Origin of the sequence: Paenibacillus herberti (assembly GCF_002233675.1) — a bacterium.
GTDB lineage: Bacteria > Bacillota > Bacilli > Paenibacillales > Paenibacillaceae > Paenibacillus_O > Paenibacillus_O herberti.
Genome location: NZ_NMUQ01000001.1, coordinates 1,217,503 through 1,236,491, shown reverse-complemented (window position 1 = coordinate 1,236,491; position 18,989 = coordinate 1,217,503). Strand labels below are relative to the sequence as shown.

The 18,989-nt window shown below is 52.8% G+C and carries 17 protein-coding genes; 8 read left to right on the top strand and 9 right to left on the bottom strand.

Annotated elements, in window-relative coordinates:
• Window positions 1-50: 50 nt before the first annotated feature.
• The 3 genes from CGZ75_RS05700 to CGZ75_RS05690 form a co-directional block, all read right to left on the bottom strand.
• Entirely contained in the window at window positions 51-1,235 is a 1,185-nt protein-coding gene (locus CGZ75_RS05700; RefSeq protein ID WP_089523275.1) for an acetyl-CoA C-acetyltransferase, read from the bottom strand.
• A gap of 95 nt (window positions 1,236-1,330) precedes the next feature.
• A complete protein-coding gene (locus CGZ75_RS05695; protein ID WP_089523274.1) occupies window positions 1,331-3,730 on the bottom strand; it encodes a 3-hydroxyacyl-CoA dehydrogenase/enoyl-CoA hydratase family protein in 2,400 nt (799 codons plus the stop codon).
• Between the two features lie 252 nt (window positions 3,731-3,982).
• The gene (locus CGZ75_RS05690; protein WP_176444689.1) at window positions 3,983-6,247 is read right to left on the bottom strand and encodes a (Fe-S)-binding protein; all 2,265 of its coding nucleotides are present in this window, start codon (window positions 6,245-6,247) and stop codon (window positions 3,983-3,985) included.
• A 277-nt stretch (window positions 6,248-6,524) separates the two neighbouring features.
• Here CGZ75_RS05690 and CGZ75_RS05685 point away from each other — a divergent pair, with 277 nt between their 5' ends.
• From CGZ75_RS05685 to CGZ75_RS05670, 4 genes are read left to right on the top strand one after another with little or no spacing between them, the layout of a single operon-like run.
• A complete protein-coding gene (locus CGZ75_RS05685; protein ID WP_089523273.1) occupies window positions 6,525-7,106 on the top strand; it encodes a fatty acid metabolism transcriptional regulator FadR in 582 nt (193 codons plus the stop codon).
• A gap of 35 nt (window positions 7,107-7,141) precedes the next feature.
• Window positions 7,142-7,903, top strand: coding sequence for an electron transfer flavoprotein subunit beta/FixA family protein (locus CGZ75_RS05680; RefSeq protein WP_089523272.1), 762 nt, complete (start codon window positions 7,142-7,144; stop codon window positions 7,901-7,903).
• A gap of 44 nt (window positions 7,904-7,947) precedes the next feature.
• On the top strand, window positions 7,948-8,913 hold the full coding sequence (locus CGZ75_RS05675; protein ID WP_089523271.1) for an electron transfer flavoprotein subunit alpha/FixB family protein: 966 nt from the start codon (window positions 7,948-7,950) through the stop codon (window positions 8,911-8,913).
• 16 nt (window positions 8,914-8,929) lie between these two features.
• Complete coding sequence (locus CGZ75_RS05670; RefSeq protein WP_342745650.1) at window positions 8,930-9,799, top strand: SDR family oxidoreductase; 870 nt, start codon at window positions 8,930-8,932, stop codon at window positions 9,797-9,799.
• 104 nt (window positions 9,800-9,903) lie between these two features.
• Here the strand turns inward: CGZ75_RS05670 and CGZ75_RS05665 are convergent, their stop codons facing one another.
• The 3 genes from CGZ75_RS05665 to CGZ75_RS05655 all read right to left on the bottom strand — a co-directional run bounded on the left by CGZ75_RS05665 (window position 9,904) and on the right by CGZ75_RS05655 (window position 11,058).
• A complete protein-coding gene (locus tag CGZ75_RS05665; RefSeq protein ID WP_281255108.1) occupies window positions 9,904-10,356 on the bottom strand; it encodes an IS3 family transposase in 453 nt (150 codons plus the stop codon).
• The gene (locus CGZ75_RS05660) at window positions 10,340-10,660 is read right to left on the bottom strand and encodes an IS3 family transposase (RefSeq protein ID WP_176444688.1); all 321 of its coding nucleotides are present in this window, start codon (window positions 10,658-10,660) and stop codon (window positions 10,340-10,342) included. Before CGZ75_RS05660 ends, CGZ75_RS05665 begins: the two co-directional genes overlap by 17 nt.
• Window positions 10,661-10,761: 101 nt before the next feature.
• Window positions 10,762-11,058 (bottom strand): transposase, encoded by a 297-nt coding sequence (locus CGZ75_RS05655; protein ID WP_089523268.1) that lies wholly within the window; start codon window positions 11,056-11,058, stop codon window positions 10,762-10,764.
• Between the two features lie 434 nt (window positions 11,059-11,492).
• Here CGZ75_RS05655 and CGZ75_RS24420 point away from each other — a divergent pair, with 434 nt between their 5' ends.
• Complete coding sequence (locus CGZ75_RS24420; RefSeq protein WP_141136675.1) at window positions 11,493-11,699, top strand: DUF5316 domain-containing protein; 207 nt, start codon at window positions 11,493-11,495, stop codon at window positions 11,697-11,699.
• Window positions 11,700-12,210: 511 nt separating this feature from the next.
• On the opposite strand, the gene CGZ75_RS05645 is transcribed toward CGZ75_RS24420, so the two are convergent.
• A complete protein-coding gene (locus CGZ75_RS05645) occupies window positions 12,211-13,563 on the bottom strand; it encodes a PDZ domain-containing protein (RefSeq protein ID WP_089523266.1) in 1,353 nt (450 codons plus the stop codon).
• A 176-nt stretch (window positions 13,564-13,739) separates the two neighbouring features.
• Between CGZ75_RS05645 and glsA the strand changes: the two genes are divergently transcribed.
• Window positions 13,740-14,681 carry a glutaminase A gene (glsA, locus tag CGZ75_RS05640; RefSeq protein WP_089523265.1) on the top strand — a complete coding sequence of 314 codons (942 nt, stop codon included), beginning with the start codon at window positions 13,740-13,742 and terminating at the stop codon, window positions 14,679-14,681.
• A gap of 47 nt (window positions 14,682-14,728) precedes the next feature.
• On the opposite strand, the gene CGZ75_RS05635 is transcribed toward glsA, so the two are convergent.
• Both CGZ75_RS05635 and CGZ75_RS05630 read right to left on the bottom strand, forming a co-directional pair.
• Window positions 14,729-15,829, bottom strand: coding sequence for a histidine kinase (locus CGZ75_RS05635; RefSeq protein WP_089523264.1), 1,101 nt, complete (start codon window positions 15,827-15,829; stop codon window positions 14,729-14,731).
• 122 nt (window positions 15,830-15,951) lie between these two features.
• Entirely contained in the window at window positions 15,952-16,650 is a 699-nt protein-coding gene (locus tag CGZ75_RS05630; RefSeq protein ID WP_245850712.1) for a Na-translocating system protein MpsC family protein, read from the bottom strand.
• A 191-nt stretch (window positions 16,651-16,841) separates the two neighbouring features.
• Between CGZ75_RS05630 and CGZ75_RS05625 the strand changes: the two genes are divergently transcribed.
• Entirely contained in the window at window positions 16,842-17,564 is a 723-nt protein-coding gene (locus tag CGZ75_RS05625; protein ID WP_089523263.1) for an HAD family hydrolase, read from the top strand.
• Window positions 17,565-17,926: 362 nt separating this feature from the next.
• Window positions 17,927-18,913, top strand: coding sequence for a DMT family transporter (locus CGZ75_RS05615; RefSeq protein WP_245850711.1), 987 nt, complete (start codon window positions 17,927-17,929; stop codon window positions 18,911-18,913).
• Window positions 18,914-18,989 lie beyond the last annotated feature (76 nt).

Below are 18,989 nucleotides of genomic sequence, written 5' to 3'. Positions count from 1 at the left end.
GCCCCAGCAGCCGGCCTCGCTTTCCCGCTACCCCCCTCAGCCATCAAGCTTCAGGCCGGATGAACCTCGAACACGCCTGCTGCTCCCATCCCCCCGCCAATGCACATGCTGACGACACCATAACCGCCGCCGCGACGGCGAAGCTCATTGATCAGCGATACGCTGATTTTTGTCCCGGTACAGCCGAGCGGATGGCCGAGCGCAATCGCTCCGCCGTTTACATTCACCTTCTCCTCGTCTATGCCGAGTTCGCGGATAATATGGAGGCATTGGGAAGCGAATGCTTCATTGATTTCAAACAGGTCGACCTGCTCCTGCGTAATACCGGCGCGTTGCAACGCTTTTGGAATCGCCTTGACCGGACCAACTCCCATAATCTCCGGCTCCACGCCTGTGAGTGCGAACGAACGGAACGTCGCCAGCGGTTTCAGCCCCAGCTCATCGGCCTTCTCGCGGCTCATGATAACAACCGCCGCCGCACCGTCGCTTACCTGCGAGGAGTTGCCAGCCGTCACTGACCCGTTCAGCTTAAAAGCAGGGCGAAGCTTGCCAAGCGTCTCGACAGTTGTATCCGGCCGCACGCCTTCGTCCATCTTGAACGTGAACTTTTCCGTTTTCACCCGGCCGCTGTCATCCAGCGATTTCAACTCAGCGTCCACCGGCACGATCTCATCGTTGAACTTGCCAGCCGCTATTGCTGCCGCCGCCTTTTCATGTGAGCGAGACGCGAAGCGATCCTGATCCTCGCGCGATACGTCAAACTTCTCCGCGACCCGTTCAGCGGTATGCCCCATACCGATGTACACCTCCGGCATCTCCTCGACTATGCGCGGGTTGGGGGAAATTTTGAAGCCGGTCATCGGCACATGGCTCATACTCTCCACGCCGCCTGCGATCAGCACATCCGCGCCACCAGTCATGATTCGCTCTGCGGCGAAAGCAATCGACTGCAGCCCGGAGGAGCAGAACCGGTTGATCGTCAGCGCTGGCACCGTCACCGGAAAACCCGCATACAGCGACATGATCCTGGCGAAGTTGAGCCCCTGCTCCCCTTCCGGCATCGCGCAGCCGATGATGATATCCTCGACATCCCCCTTTTTCAGCCCCGGCGCGCGCTTGACTACTTCATCCAGCACGACTCGCCCGAGATCGTCGGCGCGGGTTTGCCGCAGGCTGCCCTTTTTGCCCCGGCCAATGGCCGTTCTTGCCATAGATACGATTACCGCTTCTCTCATCTTTGTTCACGCTCCCTCTTCGGTTCCTTGTGCCTTTGAAAAATCGATGAAAAAAATCGCTGTGCCAAAAGCTCGGCTGATTTTCAACAAAGCCCCTAGTTGCGCAGCGCTCTGCCTTTGGTGAGCATATGCTGCATGCGGGCTTGGGTTTTCGGCTCGCCGGTCAGGCTGAGGAACGCCTCGCGCTCCAGATCGAGCATATATTGATGGGTTACAAGCGTACCGGCAGGCAGATCGCCTCCGCTCAGTACATAGGCCAGCTTTTTGGCGATGAGCAGATCATGATCGCTGATGTAGCCGCCTTCGCGCATGCTCATGGCTGCAAGTTGCAACGCCGCTCTGCCCTCGGAGCCCGCGATGCGGATTTTCTCCTCTGCAGGCAGCACATAACCTTCGGCCGCCATTTGCAGCACCGCTTGTTTCGCCTCATAAATCAAATGATCCTGATTCGGCACGATACGGTCGACTCCGCGGAAGTAACCGAGACGCTTCGCGTCATGGCCGCTCGTGGACACCTTGGCCTGACCAACGGTCTCGAACACTTGGCCGAGATACGGCAGCAAGTCGGTATCCGGATGAGGCGCTTGCTGGCTCACGCGCAGCGCGAACTCTTTGCAGCCGCCGCCAGCGGGAATGAGGCCAACTCCAACTTCCACGAGCCCGTAGTACGTTTCTGCCGCAGCGACGATCTGGTCTGCTGGCATACATGCCTCCACCCCACCGCCAAGCGTCATCCGATGCGGCGCCGCGACAACTGGCTTTTCCAAGCGCTTAAGCTTATACATGCTCTGCTGGAACAAGCTGATAATCTCGTCGATTTCATCCCATTCCTCTTCCTGCGCTTCCATTAAGAGGATCATAATATTGGCGCCGACGCAGAAGTTGCGCCCCTGATTCGCTACGACGAGGCCATTCCAGTTGCGGCGAACTTCCTCCGTGCTCTGCTGGATCATAGAGAGGATGTCGTCGCCGATGGCATTGTTTGGAGAGTGGAACTCCAGGCAGGCAACACCGTCGCCAATATCGATCAGGCTCGCACCGCTATTAGACTTGATGACACGGTTTTGTTCTTTGAGAGCTTTCAGGTCGATCTCCGCTCGCGCTTCCTCTATTTGCCGGAATTCGCCGCTGCTTACATAGAAGCGTTTACCGTTTTCTTTGCGATAAAAGCTGGTGTTGCCCTCGGCAATCCATTCCTTGACCCAGTCCGGAACGGCCGTCCCCTCGCTCTCCATGCGCTGCACGGAACGCACAAGTCCTATCGCATCCCATGTTTCGAACGGGCCGAGCTCCCAGTTGAAGCCCCATTTCATCGCTTCGTCGATTTCTTGAATGGAGTCCGCAATCTCGCCGACTTTCTCGGCAGAGTAAACGAGCACCTGCTTCATCACATTCCAGGCTAGCTCGGAATAACGGTCGCCAGCGCCGAGCAGCGCTTTAGTCTTCTCTTTGGCGCCTTTGGCCAGCTTGGCTGCTTCTAGGGAGCCGGAACTCACCTTTTTCTGTGGGGTATATTGGAGCGTCTGGAGATCGATGGACAAAATCTCGCTTTTGCCACTTTCGCCTTTACGCTTTAAGTAGAAACCTTGCCCGCTCTTCTCGCCGAGCCAGCCGCGTTCGACCAACTGAGTCAGCGCTGTCGGCGGCGTGAATACGCGGCGCTCTGCCTCATTGTCAACATTCAACCGCACGTTGTCGGCCACATGGATGAAGGTATCGAGTCCAACAAGATCAAGCGTACGAAATGTAGCGCTCTTCGGACGACCCAATGCCGGGCCTGTCGCTGCGTCAACTTCTTCAACGCTGTAACCGCCGCGCTCCATCTCCTGCAAAGTCACAAGCAGACCGTAGGTGCCGATGCGGTTAGCGATAAAGTTCGGTGTATCCTTGGCAATTACAACTCCTTTGCCAAGCACCGTTTCGCCGAATTGCTTCATGTCTTGAACGAGCTGCGGGTCCGTGCCTTCCGCCGGAATAACTTCCAGTAGCTTCATATACCGAGGCGGATTGAAAAAATGAGTGCCCATAAAGCTGCTGCGGAACGCCTCGCTCCGTCCTTCAGCCATCGCATTGATGGAAATGCCGGAGGTGTTGGAGGTGACAATTATGCTTGGCTTCCACACGGTTTCGATGCGGTCCAGCAAGCTGCGCTTGGCATCCAGGTTTTCGACGATGACCTCGATAACCCAGTCCACACCAGCGATTTTGTCCAGATCATCCTCCAGATTGCCAGGCGTAATTCGGGAAGTGAATGCGTCATCGTACAGTGGAGATGGCTTCGTCTTCTTCAGCTTGGCGATTGCGGACGCCGCGAGCCGGCTGCGCACGGCGGGATGCTCTAGCGTCAGCCCCTTCTTCTCTTCTTCTGCGGACAGCTGCTTCGGAACGATGTCGAGTAGCAGTGTTGGAATGCCAACATTGGCCAGATGGGCGGCGATGCCGGAACCCATGATGCCGGAGCCGATAACGGCTGCTTTGCGGATCGTTATGCTCATCGTAGTGTTGCCTCCTTGAAAAAGGTTGTACCTGCGGCGTTACGACTGACGGTAGAGCGCTTCACGTCCCGCGTAGGATGTGGCAGGTTTGGGATGCTCCAATTCGTGATGCGCTGGAATCTAATATTGTTGGACTCTGGTTGTGTGCTGGATGTGTGCTGGATGTGTGGTGGGATGTATGCTGGATGTACCGGCGACCGGGAGCGCTAAGGCGCCCGGGCCATCCGGGTGGTTCGGCTTGCTGAGCTCATGCTAAACGGCCACCTCTTCCTTGTTCTGCGGCGGCGTTCCAGCCGGTCCGAATACAGCTAACTCAAGAATTTCCGCGATGTCACGCGCCTTCACGAGATCGTCCACTTCTTTAAGCTTTGTGCCATCCTCCAGCATCGTCAGACAGTACGGACAAGCGCTGCTGATGAGAGTCGGATTAACTTCAAGCGCCTGCTCGGTTCTAGCCAAATTGACTCGCTTACCGGATGTTTCCTCCATCCACATGAGACCGCCGCCCGCGCCACAGCACATGCCGTTTTCACGGGTACGGGCCATTTCCACCAGCTCGACGCCGGGAATCGCCTTCAAGACGTTGCGCGGCTCGTCGTACACATTGTTGTAACGACCCAGATAACAGGAGTCGTGGTAGGTGATGCGCTCTTCCACCCGATGAGTCGGCTTCAAGCGGCCTTTGGCAATCAATTCATCAAACAGCTGTGTATGATGCAGCACTTCCACGCCTTCCAGACCGAAGTCAGGGTATTCATTTTTGAGCGTATTAAATGTATGCGGGCAAGCAGTAACGATTTTTTTTACTCCATACTTCTGAAAAGTTTCGATGTTCTCCATGCACAACTGCTGGAATAACATTTCATTGCCGAGGCGGCGCGGCGTGTCGCCGGAGTTTTTCTCCTCATTGCCGAGAATCGCGAAGCTGACGCCGGACTCATTCATCAGCCGCGCCACGGCGCGGGTAATTTTGCGGCTGCGCAGATCGTAGGAGCCCATCGAGCCGACAAAAAACAGAATGTCGAAGTCCGGATTTTCTTTAACCGTTGGCACCGAGATGCCCTCAACATCGCCGGTCCATTTAACCCGGTCGCTGCGGCTGATACCCCAAGGATTGCCTTGACGCTCAATATTTTGCATGGCGCGCTGGCCTTCATGCGGCATGCTGCCCTGCATCAACACCAGATGGCGGCGCAAGTCGATAATTTTGTCCACATGCTCATTAGCAACCGGACATTGGTCCTCACAGTTGCGGCAAGTTGTGCAGGCCCAAATTTCGTCCTCGGTCATAACTTCGCCAATGAGCTCAACCTCTTGGGGCTTGCGCTCCTGCACGGTCCAGGAAGTCTTTTGCCAGTTCAGCGTTGGCCGGATGTCGGTAATCGCCAGCCCTGGATCGCTCCAAAACACTCCGACGCCGCCCTCTGCGGCTGCAGCAACTTCTTCCTTGCTTGCACCGCCGGCAAGATCAAGCAGGGATGGGCCGTGATCCAGACTACGCGGCTCGAACAGATGGGCTTTAGTAGGATCAGCCCCGCCAAAGGCAAACTCCGGAACCCATGGCGAGCGGCCCGTAACAGCCGTGCCCTTATCGATCAGATGGTCGCGCAGCTTCGTAATAAGATGCATTGGCGAGAGTGCCTTGCCGGTGCTCGAGGCCGGACATACATTCGTGCAGCGTCCACATTCAACGCAGGCGTAGAAATCGAGCATTTGCTTTTGCGAAAATTCCTCGATTTTGCCAACTCCGAACGATTCCGCCTCTTCATCCTCCAGATCCAGCTTGGATAAGCGACCAACCGGCGTCTGCCGGCGCAAATAGATATTGATAGGTGCAGTAATGATGTGAAAATGTTTGGATTGAGGCACATAAACGAGAAATGCGAGCAGGATGATCAGATGCGCCCACCAGGAGATGAGGAACAGTACATAGGACGGCGTCTCGGACAGGCCGGAGAAGGCTTCTGCCATTAATGAGGAAATCGGTGCATACCAGGAGAATTCCATGCCGAGCCATACCCTTTCGAACGCCAGGGAGAACAGCACGGAGAACATGAGCCCGAAGATGAAAAACACAACGATACTCGGTTTAAGGCCGCGCTTGAGCCGGACCAGCTTCTCGCCATAACGGCGATAGGCAGCGTAACCCATGGCGATCAGGATGAGCACAACCGTTATTTCTTGCATCAGACTGAATAGATTGTAACCGGGAACCGGTAGATGCCCACCGCCCGTCAGCCCTTTAATAATGAGATCAAGCGCACCAAGCTGGAGAATGACGAACCCGTAAAAAATGACGATATGCATGATTCCACTCTTCGGGTCCTTCAGTAGCTTCGTCTGACCGAACACTTGAGCTAGAAATTCTGGCCAGCGGTCCTTGCCATTGCTCGGCAGCTCGGCGGGTCGCCCTAGCTTCAAATATAAGTAGCGATGATAGACCGCCCGGTAGAACAAGTAGATTCCATAACCGGTTACAGCGAGAAACAGCAGGAATTGAATCAGCTGACCAATCATATAGATGTTCATCCCTTCCGCTTATGTCCTAGAAGTTATCATCTCTTCCATATTCCCTCATATTAAGCGCTTACATATGGAGAACAAAAAAATCTTAGTGGAATTGCCGCTTGTTCGGCGCACATCCTGACTGCTGTCGAATTCTGACGAAAATCCCTGCTTGGAGCCGGTTTTCTTTTCAGATAAAACGTTGACAATCGGTGTCATATCCCCTAAGATGTAGAAAATGAATGAGCATTCATTCACTATACGTAAATACTACCACCGAGGTGCAACCATGACAAGTAGGAAGCAGGAAAAATATTTTTTAATCCTCGACGCCGCACTGAAAGTTATTGCCGAAAACGGCTTCCACGGCTCCCAGGTGTCGAAGATTGCGAAAGAAGCAGGCGTCGCTGACGGTACGATTTATTTATATTTCAAGAAGAAGGAAGATATCCTCATCTCGCTGTTTCAGGAAAAACTCGGAGATCTTGTCGAGCGCTTCAACACTCGCATTCGTGAAACCGCTACCGCCGAGGAGGCGCTGCGAGCGGTTTGTGAGATCCACTTTTCCGCGCTGGAGAACGATGTCAATCTCGCTTATGTGACCCAGATCGAGCTGCGCCAAAGCTCGCTGGAGCTGCGCAAAGCAATTGGTCTGTCGGTGAAGCCTTATATTGAACTGATCGAGCATATTCTGGAAAAAGGGGTGAGAGAAGGTTCCTTCCGGCAGGATCTGGACATCAAACTTACGCGTCTGCTGATTTTTGGAGGAATGGATGAAGCCGTCACATCATGGCTGATTTCCGGTATGAAGTATTCGCTGACTGCTCAGGTTGACAAGAGCGTAGATTTCTTTCTTCGTGGCCTCAAATAAAATCGATCGTTTCATTCCAAAGGAGGAGCCCACTCATGAATATCTTTGTCCTGCTCAAGCAAACGTTTGATACCGAGGAAAAAATCGTCATTCAAAACGGGTCCGTATCGGATGACGGCGTGAAATACGTGATCAATCCTTACGATGAATATGCCGTAGAGGAGGCACTCCAACAGCGCGACAAACATGGCGGCAACGTAACCGTCGTTTCCGTTGGACCCGGCCGCGCGGCCGAAGCTCTTCGCCAAGCTCTGGCCATGGGTGCAGATGACGCGGTACTCATTTCCGATGTTCGGATCGGCTCTGATGAAGGTGCAGCAGCGGTCGTTCTGGAAAAATACTTATCCGGCCAATCATTCGATCTGCTGCTTGGCGGCAACTTCTCCGTAGACAGCGGCGGCGGCCAGGTGGCGATCCGGCTTGCTAACAAGCTCGGCATCCCTCATACCGCTTCCATCACCTCCCTTGAGATAAGCGGCTCGCAAGCGGTCGTTAAGCGGGACGCTGAAGGCGACACCGAAACGCTGGAGCTCTCACTCCCTGCCTTGTTCACCGCCCAGCAAGGGCTGAACGAGCCTCGTTACCCTTCCTTGCCGAATATCATGAAGGCAAAAAAGAAACCTTTTCAAACGCTGACGCTGGATGATCTCGGGCTTGGAGAAGCTGCTGCCCTTACCGAACGTGTATCAATTGCACTGCCGCCCGAACGCGGAACCGGCCAGCTGATCAAAGGTACTCCTGCCGAGCAGGCCGCCAAGCTCGTGGAATTGCTGCGCACGGAAGCCAAAGCCATCTGAATACAGTCCAATCCCAGTTCTCTATAGCCTAAGGAGGAATCAAGATGAGCCAACCGGTTCTCGTTATCGCTGAAGTACGTGCGGGGAAGATTCGTCAGGTTACATTGGAAGCGCTTCAGGGAGCTCGTCTCGCCGCAGGAGACAGTGCCGAGATCTCGGCCGTCATTATCGGCAGTGGCATTACGGGGCTCGCCGGTGAGCTTGCTTCTTATACGAGCGGCAAGGTGTACGCGGTTGATCATCCCGAGCTCGTCAGCTACAACGCTCCCGCTTATCTGCATGCAGTTAAAGGTATCGTAGAGGAACTTCAGCCATCGCGTGTATTCCTTGGCCATACGGCTGAGGGGCGCGACCTCGCTCCAGGGATCGCCGCCCTGATCGGCGCCGGACAGATTTCCGACGTCATCTCCATCGAGTCCGGTGAGCTCTACAAACGACCGATCTACGCTGGCAAAGCATTCGAGGAAAAACGCTTCCTCTCCAGCTCAGGCGTTGTTACCGTTCGTCCCAACAATATCCCCCCTGCTACCCTTGCGGAAACCGCTGGTGAAGTCGTTGATCGGAGCTATACCGCTCCTGTTGATCTGCGCTCCATCGTGCGTGATGTTGTGCGCAAAGCTGGCGGCAAAGTTGATTTGGCCGAAGCCAAAATCGTCATCTCCGGCGGGCGCGGCGTAAAAAGTGCCGATGGCTTCAAGCCGCTCGACGAGCTGGCGGATGTGCTCGGCGCCGCTGTAGGCGCTTCGCGTGGCGCCTGCGACGCTGGCTATTGCGACTATGCCCTGCAAATCGGCCAGACCGGCAAGGTCGTCACGCCAGAGGTTTACATCGCCTGCGGCATCAGCGGAGCGATCCAGCATCTGGCTGGGATGAGCCAATCGCGCGTCATTATCGCCATCAATAAGGATGCCGAGGCGCCGATTTTCAAGGTGGCGGATTACGGTATCGTCGGCGACTTGTTCGAGGTTGTGCCGCTTCTGACGGAGGAATTCCGCAAGGTATTAGCCTAAAGGAGGCGACTTTAGCATGACTACGCCAATGGGACCTTTCCGTGCTGACCTATTAAAGGACAAAACAGTGCTTGTCACCGGCGGAGCGACCGGACTTGGACGCGCGATGGCAGAAGGCTTTGCGGAGCTTGGCGCGCGCATCGCGCTCGCCGGTCGCCGCGAGGAGAAGCTGCGCGAGGCTGAAGCTGCACTGTCCGCCGCCGGCTGTGACGTTTACGTCCATAGCTGCGACGTCCGCGATCCAGATGCAATTTTCGCGCTGGCGGATGCGCTGGATAGTCGCTTCGGCGGCATTGACGTGCTCGTCAATAACGCCGCCGGCAACTTCATCAGCCCGACCGAGCGGCTCTCGCATCGGGCGGTTGACGCCGTGCTGAACATCGTCCTGCACGGTACCTTTTATACAACGCTTGAATTCGGCAAGCGTTGGATCGAAGCCGGCCGTTCCGGCACGATGCTGAACATCGTGACCACTTACGCCGAGAGCGGCTCAGCGTTCGTAGTGCCATCCGCCGCCGCCAAAGCCGGCGTGCTGGCGATGACACGCTCGCTTGCCGTGGAGTGGGCGCGCCATGGCATTCGCCAGGTCGCCATCGCTCCTGGCCCTTTCCCGACCGAGGGAGCCTGGTCGCGCATCGTCCCCACAGAGGAGCTCGCCCAAGGAATAATCGACCGCATTCCGCTAAAGCGGGTCGGGAACAAAGAAGAGCTGGCTCATCTGGCCGCTTTCCTCATCTCCGACTACGCTGGTTACTTGAACGGCGAGTGTGTCACCATCGATGGCGGCGAATGGCTGCAAGGCGCTGGGCAATTCAATAACCTGCTCGACGTTACTCAGGATCAATGGGATATGCTAGCGATGCTTACTAAACAATCGAAGAAGTAAAACTAGTGCTTTAATAGTTCCATCCAAACAGACAAACAGGCAAAAAGACAAACTGGACCTACGTCAATAAAATGGACAGTCGCTAACAGACAGAAACACATCTTTTACTCAAATTGAGCTGCAAAACGAGCAGGTGAAAGATAACCGAGCGATCCGTGGATTCGCTTCCGGTTGTAAAAAAATTCAATATAGCGGTAGATTTCCTGGTGAGCCTGTTTACGGGTAAGGAAGCGAGTACAGTAGATGAGTTCTTTCTTCAAGATGCTGTGAAAGGATTCCATGCTGGCGTTGTCATAACAGTTGCCTCTGCGACTCATGCTTCCTTCCATGTTGTACTGGAGGAGTTGATTCTGGTATTCGTGGGAAGCGTACTGCGTCCCACGATCGGAGTGGTGTAAGAGGCCAATTGGTGGTTGTTTGGCTTGATAAGCCATCGTTAGTGCTTGGCGAACGAGACTTGTCTTCATGTGAACATCCAGGCTCCAGCCTACAATTTCACGTGTACAGAGATCCATGACACTAGCCAGGTAAAGACGGCCTTCACGGCAAAGGAATATACGTAATGTCGGCCACCCATACTTGATTCGGTTTTTCGATATGAAAGTGCTGGTTCAACGTGTTAGGAGCGATGGGATCGTCATGATTGGAGTCAGTTGTTTTCACCTTGAACGTGCGGGAAACACAGGATTGAAGCCCGAGCTCAACCATATAGAGGCCTACCGTTCGCTTTGAAACCCTGTAGCCTTCCTCTTGAAGTAGAAACGCGATTTTCGGCGCTCCATACCGCTTGTTAACGTCGTGAAAGTGAAACAAAATCCGTTCCTGCAACTCGGCTTTGCGTTTAGCTTGAGGACTAATCACTGCGTTTTTCCAGTTGTAATAACCGCTCCGTGAAACCTCTAGAACGTCGCACATCTTCCGCACACAGAACACGGAGCAATTGTCGTAAATGAACTGAAATTTCAGTTCCGTGGTTTGCTGAAGATGTGCACCGCCTTTTTTACAATGGCTATTTCCTCCTCGAGGTCGGCCACTCGGCGGTCGCTTTCCTTGAGCTGTCGTTCCAATTCTCGGATCCGTTCCGAACTGTTTACCGGTTCGCTTTCGAATTCACGGTATAGGGACAGCCACTGATGAAGGGTACTTTTGGGGATGTTAAGGTCCTGAGCGATATCCGCAACCGATTTCGCCTGTTCTTGAATGAATTTTACGGTCTGTTTTTTGAAATCTTCATTGTAATGCTGCCGCTGCTCACCCATGTGAACACCTCCATATACGGTTATTATTAGCCGTCTGTTAACGGATGTCCACTTTTTATACTAGCATCATGAGTTCCGTTAGCATAACTTCGTTCCCTCTTGCGCTCGAAATCCAGTTAGTTGTAGTACATGGCCCAAAAGTTCCAAATTGAGTACTAGCCTAAACGCTCGGTTGGCCATGTTGAAGGCATGCTCAGGATGATTTCAGTCATCTTCTGAGCTCTCTTGGGTTCAACTGTAGTGGAATAGGAAGCTTTAATGTGCGACTTAAATAGGATTGTTTGTATCCAAGCCACTACCTACAATAATGAGTTTATATTGTTCCCAGTGTCACATAATCAGTGGTTTTTGCGTCATAAGAAATAGTCGATTAAGCGACTACTCCATGGTTATAGGTTGATGCTTCTAAAATCTAGATAAAGGAGCCAAACGATATGACTATAATAACCATATTGGGGATTGTATCTCTTGCTATATCCGGAATTTTAGTAGGAGCTTTTACTAGCGGTGACAGACAAAGAGCAAATTATCACTCTGAAGATGCAGATGAGAGAATATCAAAGAGGAAATGGGCTTGGTGGTTTTTACTTTTTGGTATCGGTATGCTGGCTATATCAGCAGCGATTCATCAATTATTTTAAGCAGCAACAAAATTTGAAAAAAGCTCCAGGTAAAACAGAGCCGCGAGTGAAGCCTCCCTGCGGCGCTCTTCATTTTCCCAGGCGCTTGGTATTATAAACTAGAACCATCTAGTCGTTTTATAATTTTACCCAAATGAAATGAGCTAAAGTTGAAAAGGATAATCATGTTCTGGTTCTCTTTAACTCTTCAATTTCCCTTTCGAGACGATCCATTTTACGGTATATCCGATATATTATCGGTGCATATAGAATGGCAATAACGATTAATATCCCCATAGCAAATCCCCCTTTACACTAAGCTCTTGTCACCTAAGTATAAACTGAAATTGGAAAATCTTATATCATAATCTCTCCGCTTAATAAACTTTGTCGGTGAATCATTCTACTCGTTAAAAATAGCTCGATAACGAAAAAGGCATCGTCTCCTCAAATTTTTTGAGGAACGATACCTTCTTATTTGTTGCCTATCCAGCGTGCTCGGATGGAAGCAGGGCAGCTTGTTGTTTCAGGCCTAAGCCTGCTTAGGATGCGCCTTCAGCCAATTCAGCATCTCATCCAGCGTGCGTACGGGAACGATGTTAAGCTCTTTTGATCCTTTACGAGCATCCGTCTCTTGCCCCGCTGGGACAAAAAACACATCCGCACCAGCGCGCGCAACTGTAAAAGCCTTCTGCTCAATACCGCCGATCGGACCGACCTTCCCTGCCGCATCAATCGTTCCGGTCCCAGCAACCCGATTGCCAAAGGCTACACCGCCTGGCGTCAGCTGATCCAGCACCGTGAGAGCAAGCATCGCTCCATGGGACGGGCCGCCTTGATAGACCAGATAGGATTTAAAATCCATCTGACGGGTCAAATCAGCCACTGTACGATCCTGTACTTGAATGCCTAGCACAGCTCGCTTGGGATCATCTGGACTCGGTTTCGTCTTGATTACCGAAACAGCTTTCCCACCGTCACGCTCGTAACCGACTTTGACATCGCTTCCCGGTGCAGCTTCACCCATCAGCTTCGCCAGCTCCGAGGTATCGCGGGCCGGCTGGCCGCCGATCGATAATAGCACATCTCCCGGCTTAAGCACGTCCTGGGACGGGCTGTCCTTCAGCAACGCGAGCACCTGAATGCCGAGTGGCACAACACCTTTGCCGAGACCGAGCTTTTGCAGTGCAACTGCTGTGCCAATCTCGTTGGCTCCCGCTCGCTGAATGAATACTTGCCGCTGAATTTCCGAGATCGGAATGCTCGTATCACGCTTTTCCATTACCATATGCGGGAGTAACGCAGCGTACAGCCAGTCGATTGGGAAGGCTGGACGTTCGATGACGAGCACGCCTTCTATTGAGCCGCCACTCTCCTTGCCACCCTCTACCTGCGCGTAGCGGTTCATATTCAGCGTGAACCCGGGCGTCGTAACGGCATAAGCCGTCGGGTAAAAAAGCAGGAGACCAAGTAATACCGCCGCTATTGAAAAAGCAGCTGTGCCCAGCGGGAAGCGCCGCTTGCGCCGCTCCTCCCGCGCCGCGTCCAGCAGCACAAGCAGCACCGAAACGCCGCCCGCTATTGCGAGCGCGGACACCCCATCAGGCTGCAGCGCCATCAGCGCAGCAGTCAGCAATCCTCCCGCAGCAACGAGCAGCTTCAACAGCGGCAGCTTGCGGCTCTTACTGTTGCTCCAGGAGCGGTACGCTCCAATCGTCCAGCAGAGCGGAATGACCGCACATGCTCGAGCCAAAATCTCGATCATGTCCATCCAAAAAAACGTGCCCGCTCGCAACGGGTCCGCCAGCCAAATCAGCTGGCCTGCGACCGAGGCAACAGCGGCAGCGACGATTGAAGCGATATACCAGCGGATTCCTCTATTCATAGATCGCGCTCCCCGGAAGGCGCAGATGCTTGAGGGCACCTCGCACAAGTCATTTTCCTAAACTTTCCTTTTAGCATACATGAGTTGGAGCGTTCATTTCAACGCGACACCGTCCGCATGCTACAATGAAGTTCAGTGGGATAAACTTGATTTCTTCTACAGAAAGGTTGAGCTCCATGAATGAATCCAATTGGTCTTCCCTAAGCGCTGGACTCCCGCAGTGGCTGGAGCATGCCCGCAGCGAAACTTCGCTTGGCAAAGTCGCTTCCTACATACCGGAGCTTTCCAAAGCTGATCCATCCTCGCTCGGCCTCCATATTCGAACCGTTGACGGCAGATCTCTTTCAGCCGGAACATGCGGGGATCGTTTTACGATGCAGAGTATCTCGAAAGTGTTCACGCTTATTCTTGCCCTTATGGACAATGGCGAGGACGTCGTATTCAGCAAGGTTGGCATGGAGCCTACTGGAGACAGCTTCAACAGCATGCTTAAGCTTGAGCTTGTTCAACCGGGAATTCCTTTTAATCCCCTTATTAACGCCGGCGCAATTGTCATCAGCTCGCTCATAGGCGGCAGCTCCAATGAGGAGAAAGTTACCCGCATCCAGAGTTTCATTGGCAAGCTGGCCGGACGCGAACCGCTTCAAATCGACGAACAAACCTATCGTTCCGAGTGCCAAACGGGACATCTAAACCGCTCAATGGCCTACTTCCTCACCGATAATGGTGTGCTAAAGGGCAAGGTAGAGGATGTGCTGGAAGTGTACTTCAAGCACTGCTCACTGTTGGTCGATTGCGCTGATCTGGCGCGAATGGCTCTTGTACTATCCCTCGACGGACTGGATCCTGACACGGGAGAAAGGTTGATTCCGCGCCGCTTCGTCCAAATCGCCAAAACGTTCATGGTCACTTGCGGCATGTACAACGGCTCCGGTGAGTTTGCAATCGACGTCGGCCTTCCAGCCAAATCCGGCGTATCCGGTGGTATTATGGCACTGTTGCCAGGCCAGGCGGGCATCGGCATTATCGGCCCTTCCCTCAATCGACATGGAAACAGCGTAGCTGGTGTCCACTTGCTGAAACACCTCTCCAAAGAGTTCGACTGGAGCTTGTTCTAATTTAATGAAACCTTTTTCGACTAGATCGGAATCTTTTCTAATGGAGCTTACTGACTCACAGCCTTCACCTGGAACGTCAACTGGAGACTCCAGCCGGTAGAATGGGGCTCCTGCCATAGCTCGCCACCGTTATTTTCCACCATCTCTCTGGCTTGCTCCAAAAACTCGGCGATTCGGACGTTAGGAGCGGCTGCTTCCTCTAGAATGAGCTGAACCAGCAGATCCATCAGCCCGTCTCCCGTATTTCTGGAGTTCATATGGATATTTAGGCGGATAGATCCTCCAGGACCACCCGATTCGGCAAGCTTTAACAGCAAGTTGAGCAGTTGGACAAGCTCCTCTTTGCTTCCGAGCACCGCTTCGGGCACATCCTCGGAAATCCAACAGACGAGCCTGCCGCTCATTTCGGCCGCAGCATGCTCCTGGAGCAAACGATTTGATAGCTGTACAACCGAGAACGGGTAACCCGAAAATCGCTCCCAGCTCCCATCAAGGAGAACGGAATGTTTGACGAGCGTTTGGACGAGCGAAGCCAAGTGGCTATTGTTCTGTCTTAGCTCCTCCAACATATCCAGCTGATAAACTTCTAATGGTGAATCCGCGAGCAGCTCTGCCATTCCATCGATATTGGTCAAAGCATTCATCATCTCCAGGCCGAGCAGTCGCAGTTGCTCACCGCGCAGCTGCTCCGCTCGCTGCGGCTTTAATCCGGTGGAAAAGCCTGTGGCAGCCTGTTCCTGAACCGACAAGTCTGCTGATGAGGACGAGCTGTCGCTTAAATTCCAGCTCGCTGCGGCGGATGCCAACCTACTCTTTTCTTCCTCGCTGAACGAGGTTTCCTTGCGCAGTATGCCTAATATCGCCGTGGTGCCATCCTTCTCTTTGGACATGGGCACCTGATAATTAAAGTACTGAAGAAGCTTACCATTCTCCTCCTCAGTCGAACGGGGCAGCATCATGCCGCAATGCAGGATAGGCTCGCCGCGATGGTGGAGCAGATCAATCTGATCTCCCTCCTCAACGCGGATGGCTATGTAGTACGCATCCGCCTCAACTTTTTCACTCAGCTGACTGAGTGCAGGATGCAGCTCTGCCGGCTTCTGGGAATCAGGTAAGCTCGGGGTTAGAATTTGATCATCAATATTCATGGACCGTGTTGCAGCTCCTTTCTAAAATCAAAAAAAGCCAAGAAAGCACCCTCATAAACAGGGCTGCTCTCTCGGCTCATGGTCAGCTTAGCCGCTTAGAGGCCATCTGTTCATAAAGTCGATTATTCCGTTGGAAATGTATAAACGATTATGCTCTGGTCCTGGTCAAACTTCCAATCGAGGTACAAGCCGTCTGGAGTTCTGTCCATCGCTTGGGTCATATCCACCTCGGTAAGTAGAAGCGATTTTTCCAGCGCTCGCTTGGCCACACGCAATGCCGGCTCGTAGCCTGCACGCAGCAGCTCCTTCTCCAGCTTGATAAGAATACCTGATCGGACAATTACGAGCGTCCTCGCGTTCGTCCAGAAGGAATGCATGCCATCTGGCATCTTCTCCGCCTCGGCGGAAATCTTCTCGACTTGCCGATGAATATAATTTTTGCCACGATAAGATTCCTGGTACCGGTCGAAGAGCGAGCTGTCCACCAGTCCAATCATAATACCGGAGTGGTTGTCCAGGTTCCAGTCGTAATAAATATGTTGCAATTGTAGCCCTAAAGTATCGGAGATCAGATGTTTGAACTCCGGCACCAGTAAATCCATTACCAGCTGCCTCATGTCTCTCACGGCTTCGTCCTTGTTCTGCTGGAGCATTATTTTCTCCACGACGCTGACGAACTGGCGGAAATGCATACTAACGCAAACTTCATTCGCTGAAACATAAATCGATTCCGGTCCCTTGCCGAAACGGTCCCGGAGCAGCTTGCCCATCTTGCTCGTAAGCTGAGACAAAGCTTTGTGGTTCTCCAAGACTGAACTCATCCTTTTTCCCGACTCTCCTAATCACGCTATACCCCTGAATTTCAATCCGATTTAATCGGAACGAACGTAATTATAGCACACCGAAAAACCTCTCGCCAAGAGAGTAGTATTATTCCATTAGAAGTCGACCTAGACAACATTTATTGTTCGTTTTTTTACAATTATTAATAATTATTTGCCGACACTTGTTGATGCAGCAACGACATGATACGATACGAACTATGATGAACTTGCCGCTGAAATGGATTTTTTTCGATGTTGGAGAAACACTGGTGGATGAATCGGAACCTATCGAGGACATTACCCGCCAGCTCATTGCCGCTGCAGGACGCAGGGGAATTGTCGTCGCCCGGGACCATGTCCGTGAGCTATGGATGGAAGCCCACAAGCGCTACTCCCCTTTCCCTATGGCGGATATTTTACAATCGCTCTTCCCGGATTCAGCACTGCGCCAAGCGATTTGGTCCGAAATGAAGTACCGTAAGGAACTTGACCGTCCGTTCCCTGAGTCCCGTGGCATTTTGCAACGACTGAGCGCTAGCTACCGAATTGGCATTATCGCCAATCAGAGTGCCGGAACGGCCGATCGACTCCGCAGCTACGGACTTTTGGAGCATATCGACAAGGTATTTGCTTCCGCAGAGCTTGGCTTGGCCAAGCCGGACCCGCGACTTTACGAATACGCCCTTGAGGCGACGGGTTGTCCTCCCTCGGAAACGCTTATGGTCGGAGACCGAATCGACAACGATATCGTACCCGCCAAACATCTTGGCATGCGTGGGTTATGGGTGCGCCAGGGATTGGCTCTCCGTCAGGTTAGCCCCTCCAGCATGAGCCGCCCAGATGGAGTTATCGACACTATAGGCGAGATTGAAAGTTGGCTTGCAGCTTGGCGTCCTGAAGAAGCCGAGTAGTCGGCACAAATACTCATACAACGTCAAAAGACCGCTCCTAGGGGCGGTCTTTGTGCTCAGTCCCAGCAAGATCAGCCTTGCTGTGGTTGGAACTCTCTTGCACTGGTACTGCTGCTTGAGGTGCTGCTGCGGCAGATCCGGCAGCTTCTCGCACTCGAGGATGGGGCTCGTCCATTTCGGATTTCATTAGCTTCTTGAACCCGTACAAACAGAAAATCAGTATAATAAGCATAATTATCCCAAATAAGGCCAAATAAGACCAATCTGTAAGGGAAGATGCTTTTCCCATTCTAAGCCACCCCTTCCTCCACTTAGTTTACCCCATCCCGCAGTGACAAAGATGACTAACTTGAGCTATAAATGTGACAATTCAAGAACCCTTGAACTTCCTGCAGAACGGAATTACAATTATTCATATGAACTCGACATCCTTGTCCAAAACATCTCTAGTCGTCCCGTTGCTGGTGAGCATGATTGCCATTTCCTTTGCTCCGATTCTGGTCCGTTACTCCGACGCTCCAGTGTCAGTTCAAGGGCAGTACCGCATGCTGTTCACCTTTCTACTCATGCTTCCGTTCGGCTGGCGCCAGCTGCCTGCCATTCGCAAGCTCTCCCTTAAAGACTGGGCACTGCTGGCTAGCGCCGGCTTTTTTCTTGCGCTGCATTTTTTACTCTGGATGGCTTCACTTTCCTATACATCCATCGCCAGTTCAACGATCATGCTCACACTTGAGCCGGTTTTTGTAGCCATTCTAGCCTACTTCTTCCTACGCGACAAGCTAGGAAAAGCAGCCCTAATCGGTATGGCTGTGTCCATAGGCGGAGCGATTCTCATTAGCTCAGGTGACTTCGGACTATCGAAAACCGCTTTTTTTGGCGACTCTCTCTCGCTGCTCGGGACGGCTGCTATCGCATTCAATATTATTCTCGCCAAGCGTTTGCTTACCCGAATGCCTTCCTATGTATATAGCCTGATCGTGTTCGGCTTTACGGCATTGTTTTTTACAGGCTACAATATTGCAGCTGGATATTCAATGACCGACTACCCATCCACAGAGTGGGGCATTTTCTTGTTGCTCGCGATCGTGCCGACCGTGTTCGGACATATGGTGTTCAATTGGCTTTTACAATATTTGCGCGCGACAACCGTGTCTATGACCGTGTTGGCGGAACCGGTTGGCGCGAGCTTACTCGCAATGATGCTGTTCGGGGAAGCGATCAGTTCCTTCCAATTGTTTGGCGGCGGTTTGATGATCGCAGGTTTTGTCCTGTATTTGCGGTCGGAGAGCCGCGGTGAGCAGGAGCATAACAGCCCGCTTGCTACAGCGACGAAGAGTGTTCCTGAATGAGGGTTCGGCTGAGAAGCCGTACAAAAAGGGAAGTTAGGACGATTCCCTTTTTGCACAGCGTTAAGGCGTGAATCCA

What these genes read in the sequence shown, in the direction of transcription:
- CGZ75_RS05635 (WP_089523264.1), bottom strand. Translation starts at nt 15,829, where the DNA reads ATGAATATTGATGATCAAATTCTAACCCCGAGCTTACCTGATTCCCAG.
- CGZ75_RS24420 (WP_141136675.1), top strand. Translation starts at nt 11,493, where the DNA reads ATGACTATAATAACCATATTGGGGATTGTATCTCTTGCTATATCCGGA.
- CGZ75_RS05645 (WP_089523266.1), bottom strand. Translation starts at nt 13,563, where the DNA reads ATGAATAGAGGAATCCGCTGGTATATCGCTTCAATCGTCGCTGCCGCT.
- CGZ75_RS05670 (WP_342745650.1), top strand. Translation starts at nt 8,930, where the DNA reads ATGACTACGCCAATGGGACCTTTCCGTGCTGACCTATTAAAGGACAAA.
- CGZ75_RS05675 (WP_089523271.1), top strand. Translation starts at nt 7,948, where the DNA reads ATGAGCCAACCGGTTCTCGTTATCGCTGAAGTACGTGCGGGGAAGATT.
- CGZ75_RS05685 (WP_089523273.1), top strand. Translation starts at nt 6,525, where the DNA reads ATGACAAGTAGGAAGCAGGAAAAATATTTTTTAATCCTCGACGCCGCA.
- glsA (WP_089523265.1), top strand. Translation starts at nt 13,740, where the DNA reads ATGAATGAATCCAATTGGTCTTCCCTAAGCGCTGGACTCCCGCAGTGG.
- CGZ75_RS05625 (WP_089523263.1), top strand. Translation starts at nt 16,842, where the DNA reads ATGCAGCAACGACATGATACGATACGAACTATGATGAACTTGCCGCTG.
- CGZ75_RS05680 (WP_089523272.1), top strand. Translation starts at nt 7,142, where the DNA reads ATGAATATCTTTGTCCTGCTCAAGCAAACGTTTGATACCGAGGAAAAA.
- CGZ75_RS05630 (WP_245850712.1), bottom strand. Translation starts at nt 16,650, where the DNA reads ATGAGTTCAGTCTTGGAGAACCACAAAGCTTTGTCTCAGCTTACGAGC.
- CGZ75_RS05700 (WP_089523275.1), bottom strand. Translation starts at nt 1,235, where the DNA reads ATGAGAGAAGCGGTAATCGTATCTATGGCAAGAACGGCCATTGGCCGG.
- CGZ75_RS05695 (WP_089523274.1), bottom strand. Translation starts at nt 3,730, where the DNA reads ATGAGCATAACGATCCGCAAAGCAGCCGTTATCGGCTCCGGCATCATG.
- CGZ75_RS05655 (WP_089523268.1), bottom strand. Translation starts at nt 11,058, where the DNA reads ATGGGTGAGCAGCGGCAGCATTACAATGAAGATTTCAAAAAACAGACC.
- CGZ75_RS05690 (WP_176444689.1), bottom strand. Translation starts at nt 6,247, where the DNA reads ATGATTGGTCAGCTGATTCAATTCCTGCTGTTTCTCGCTGTAACCGGT.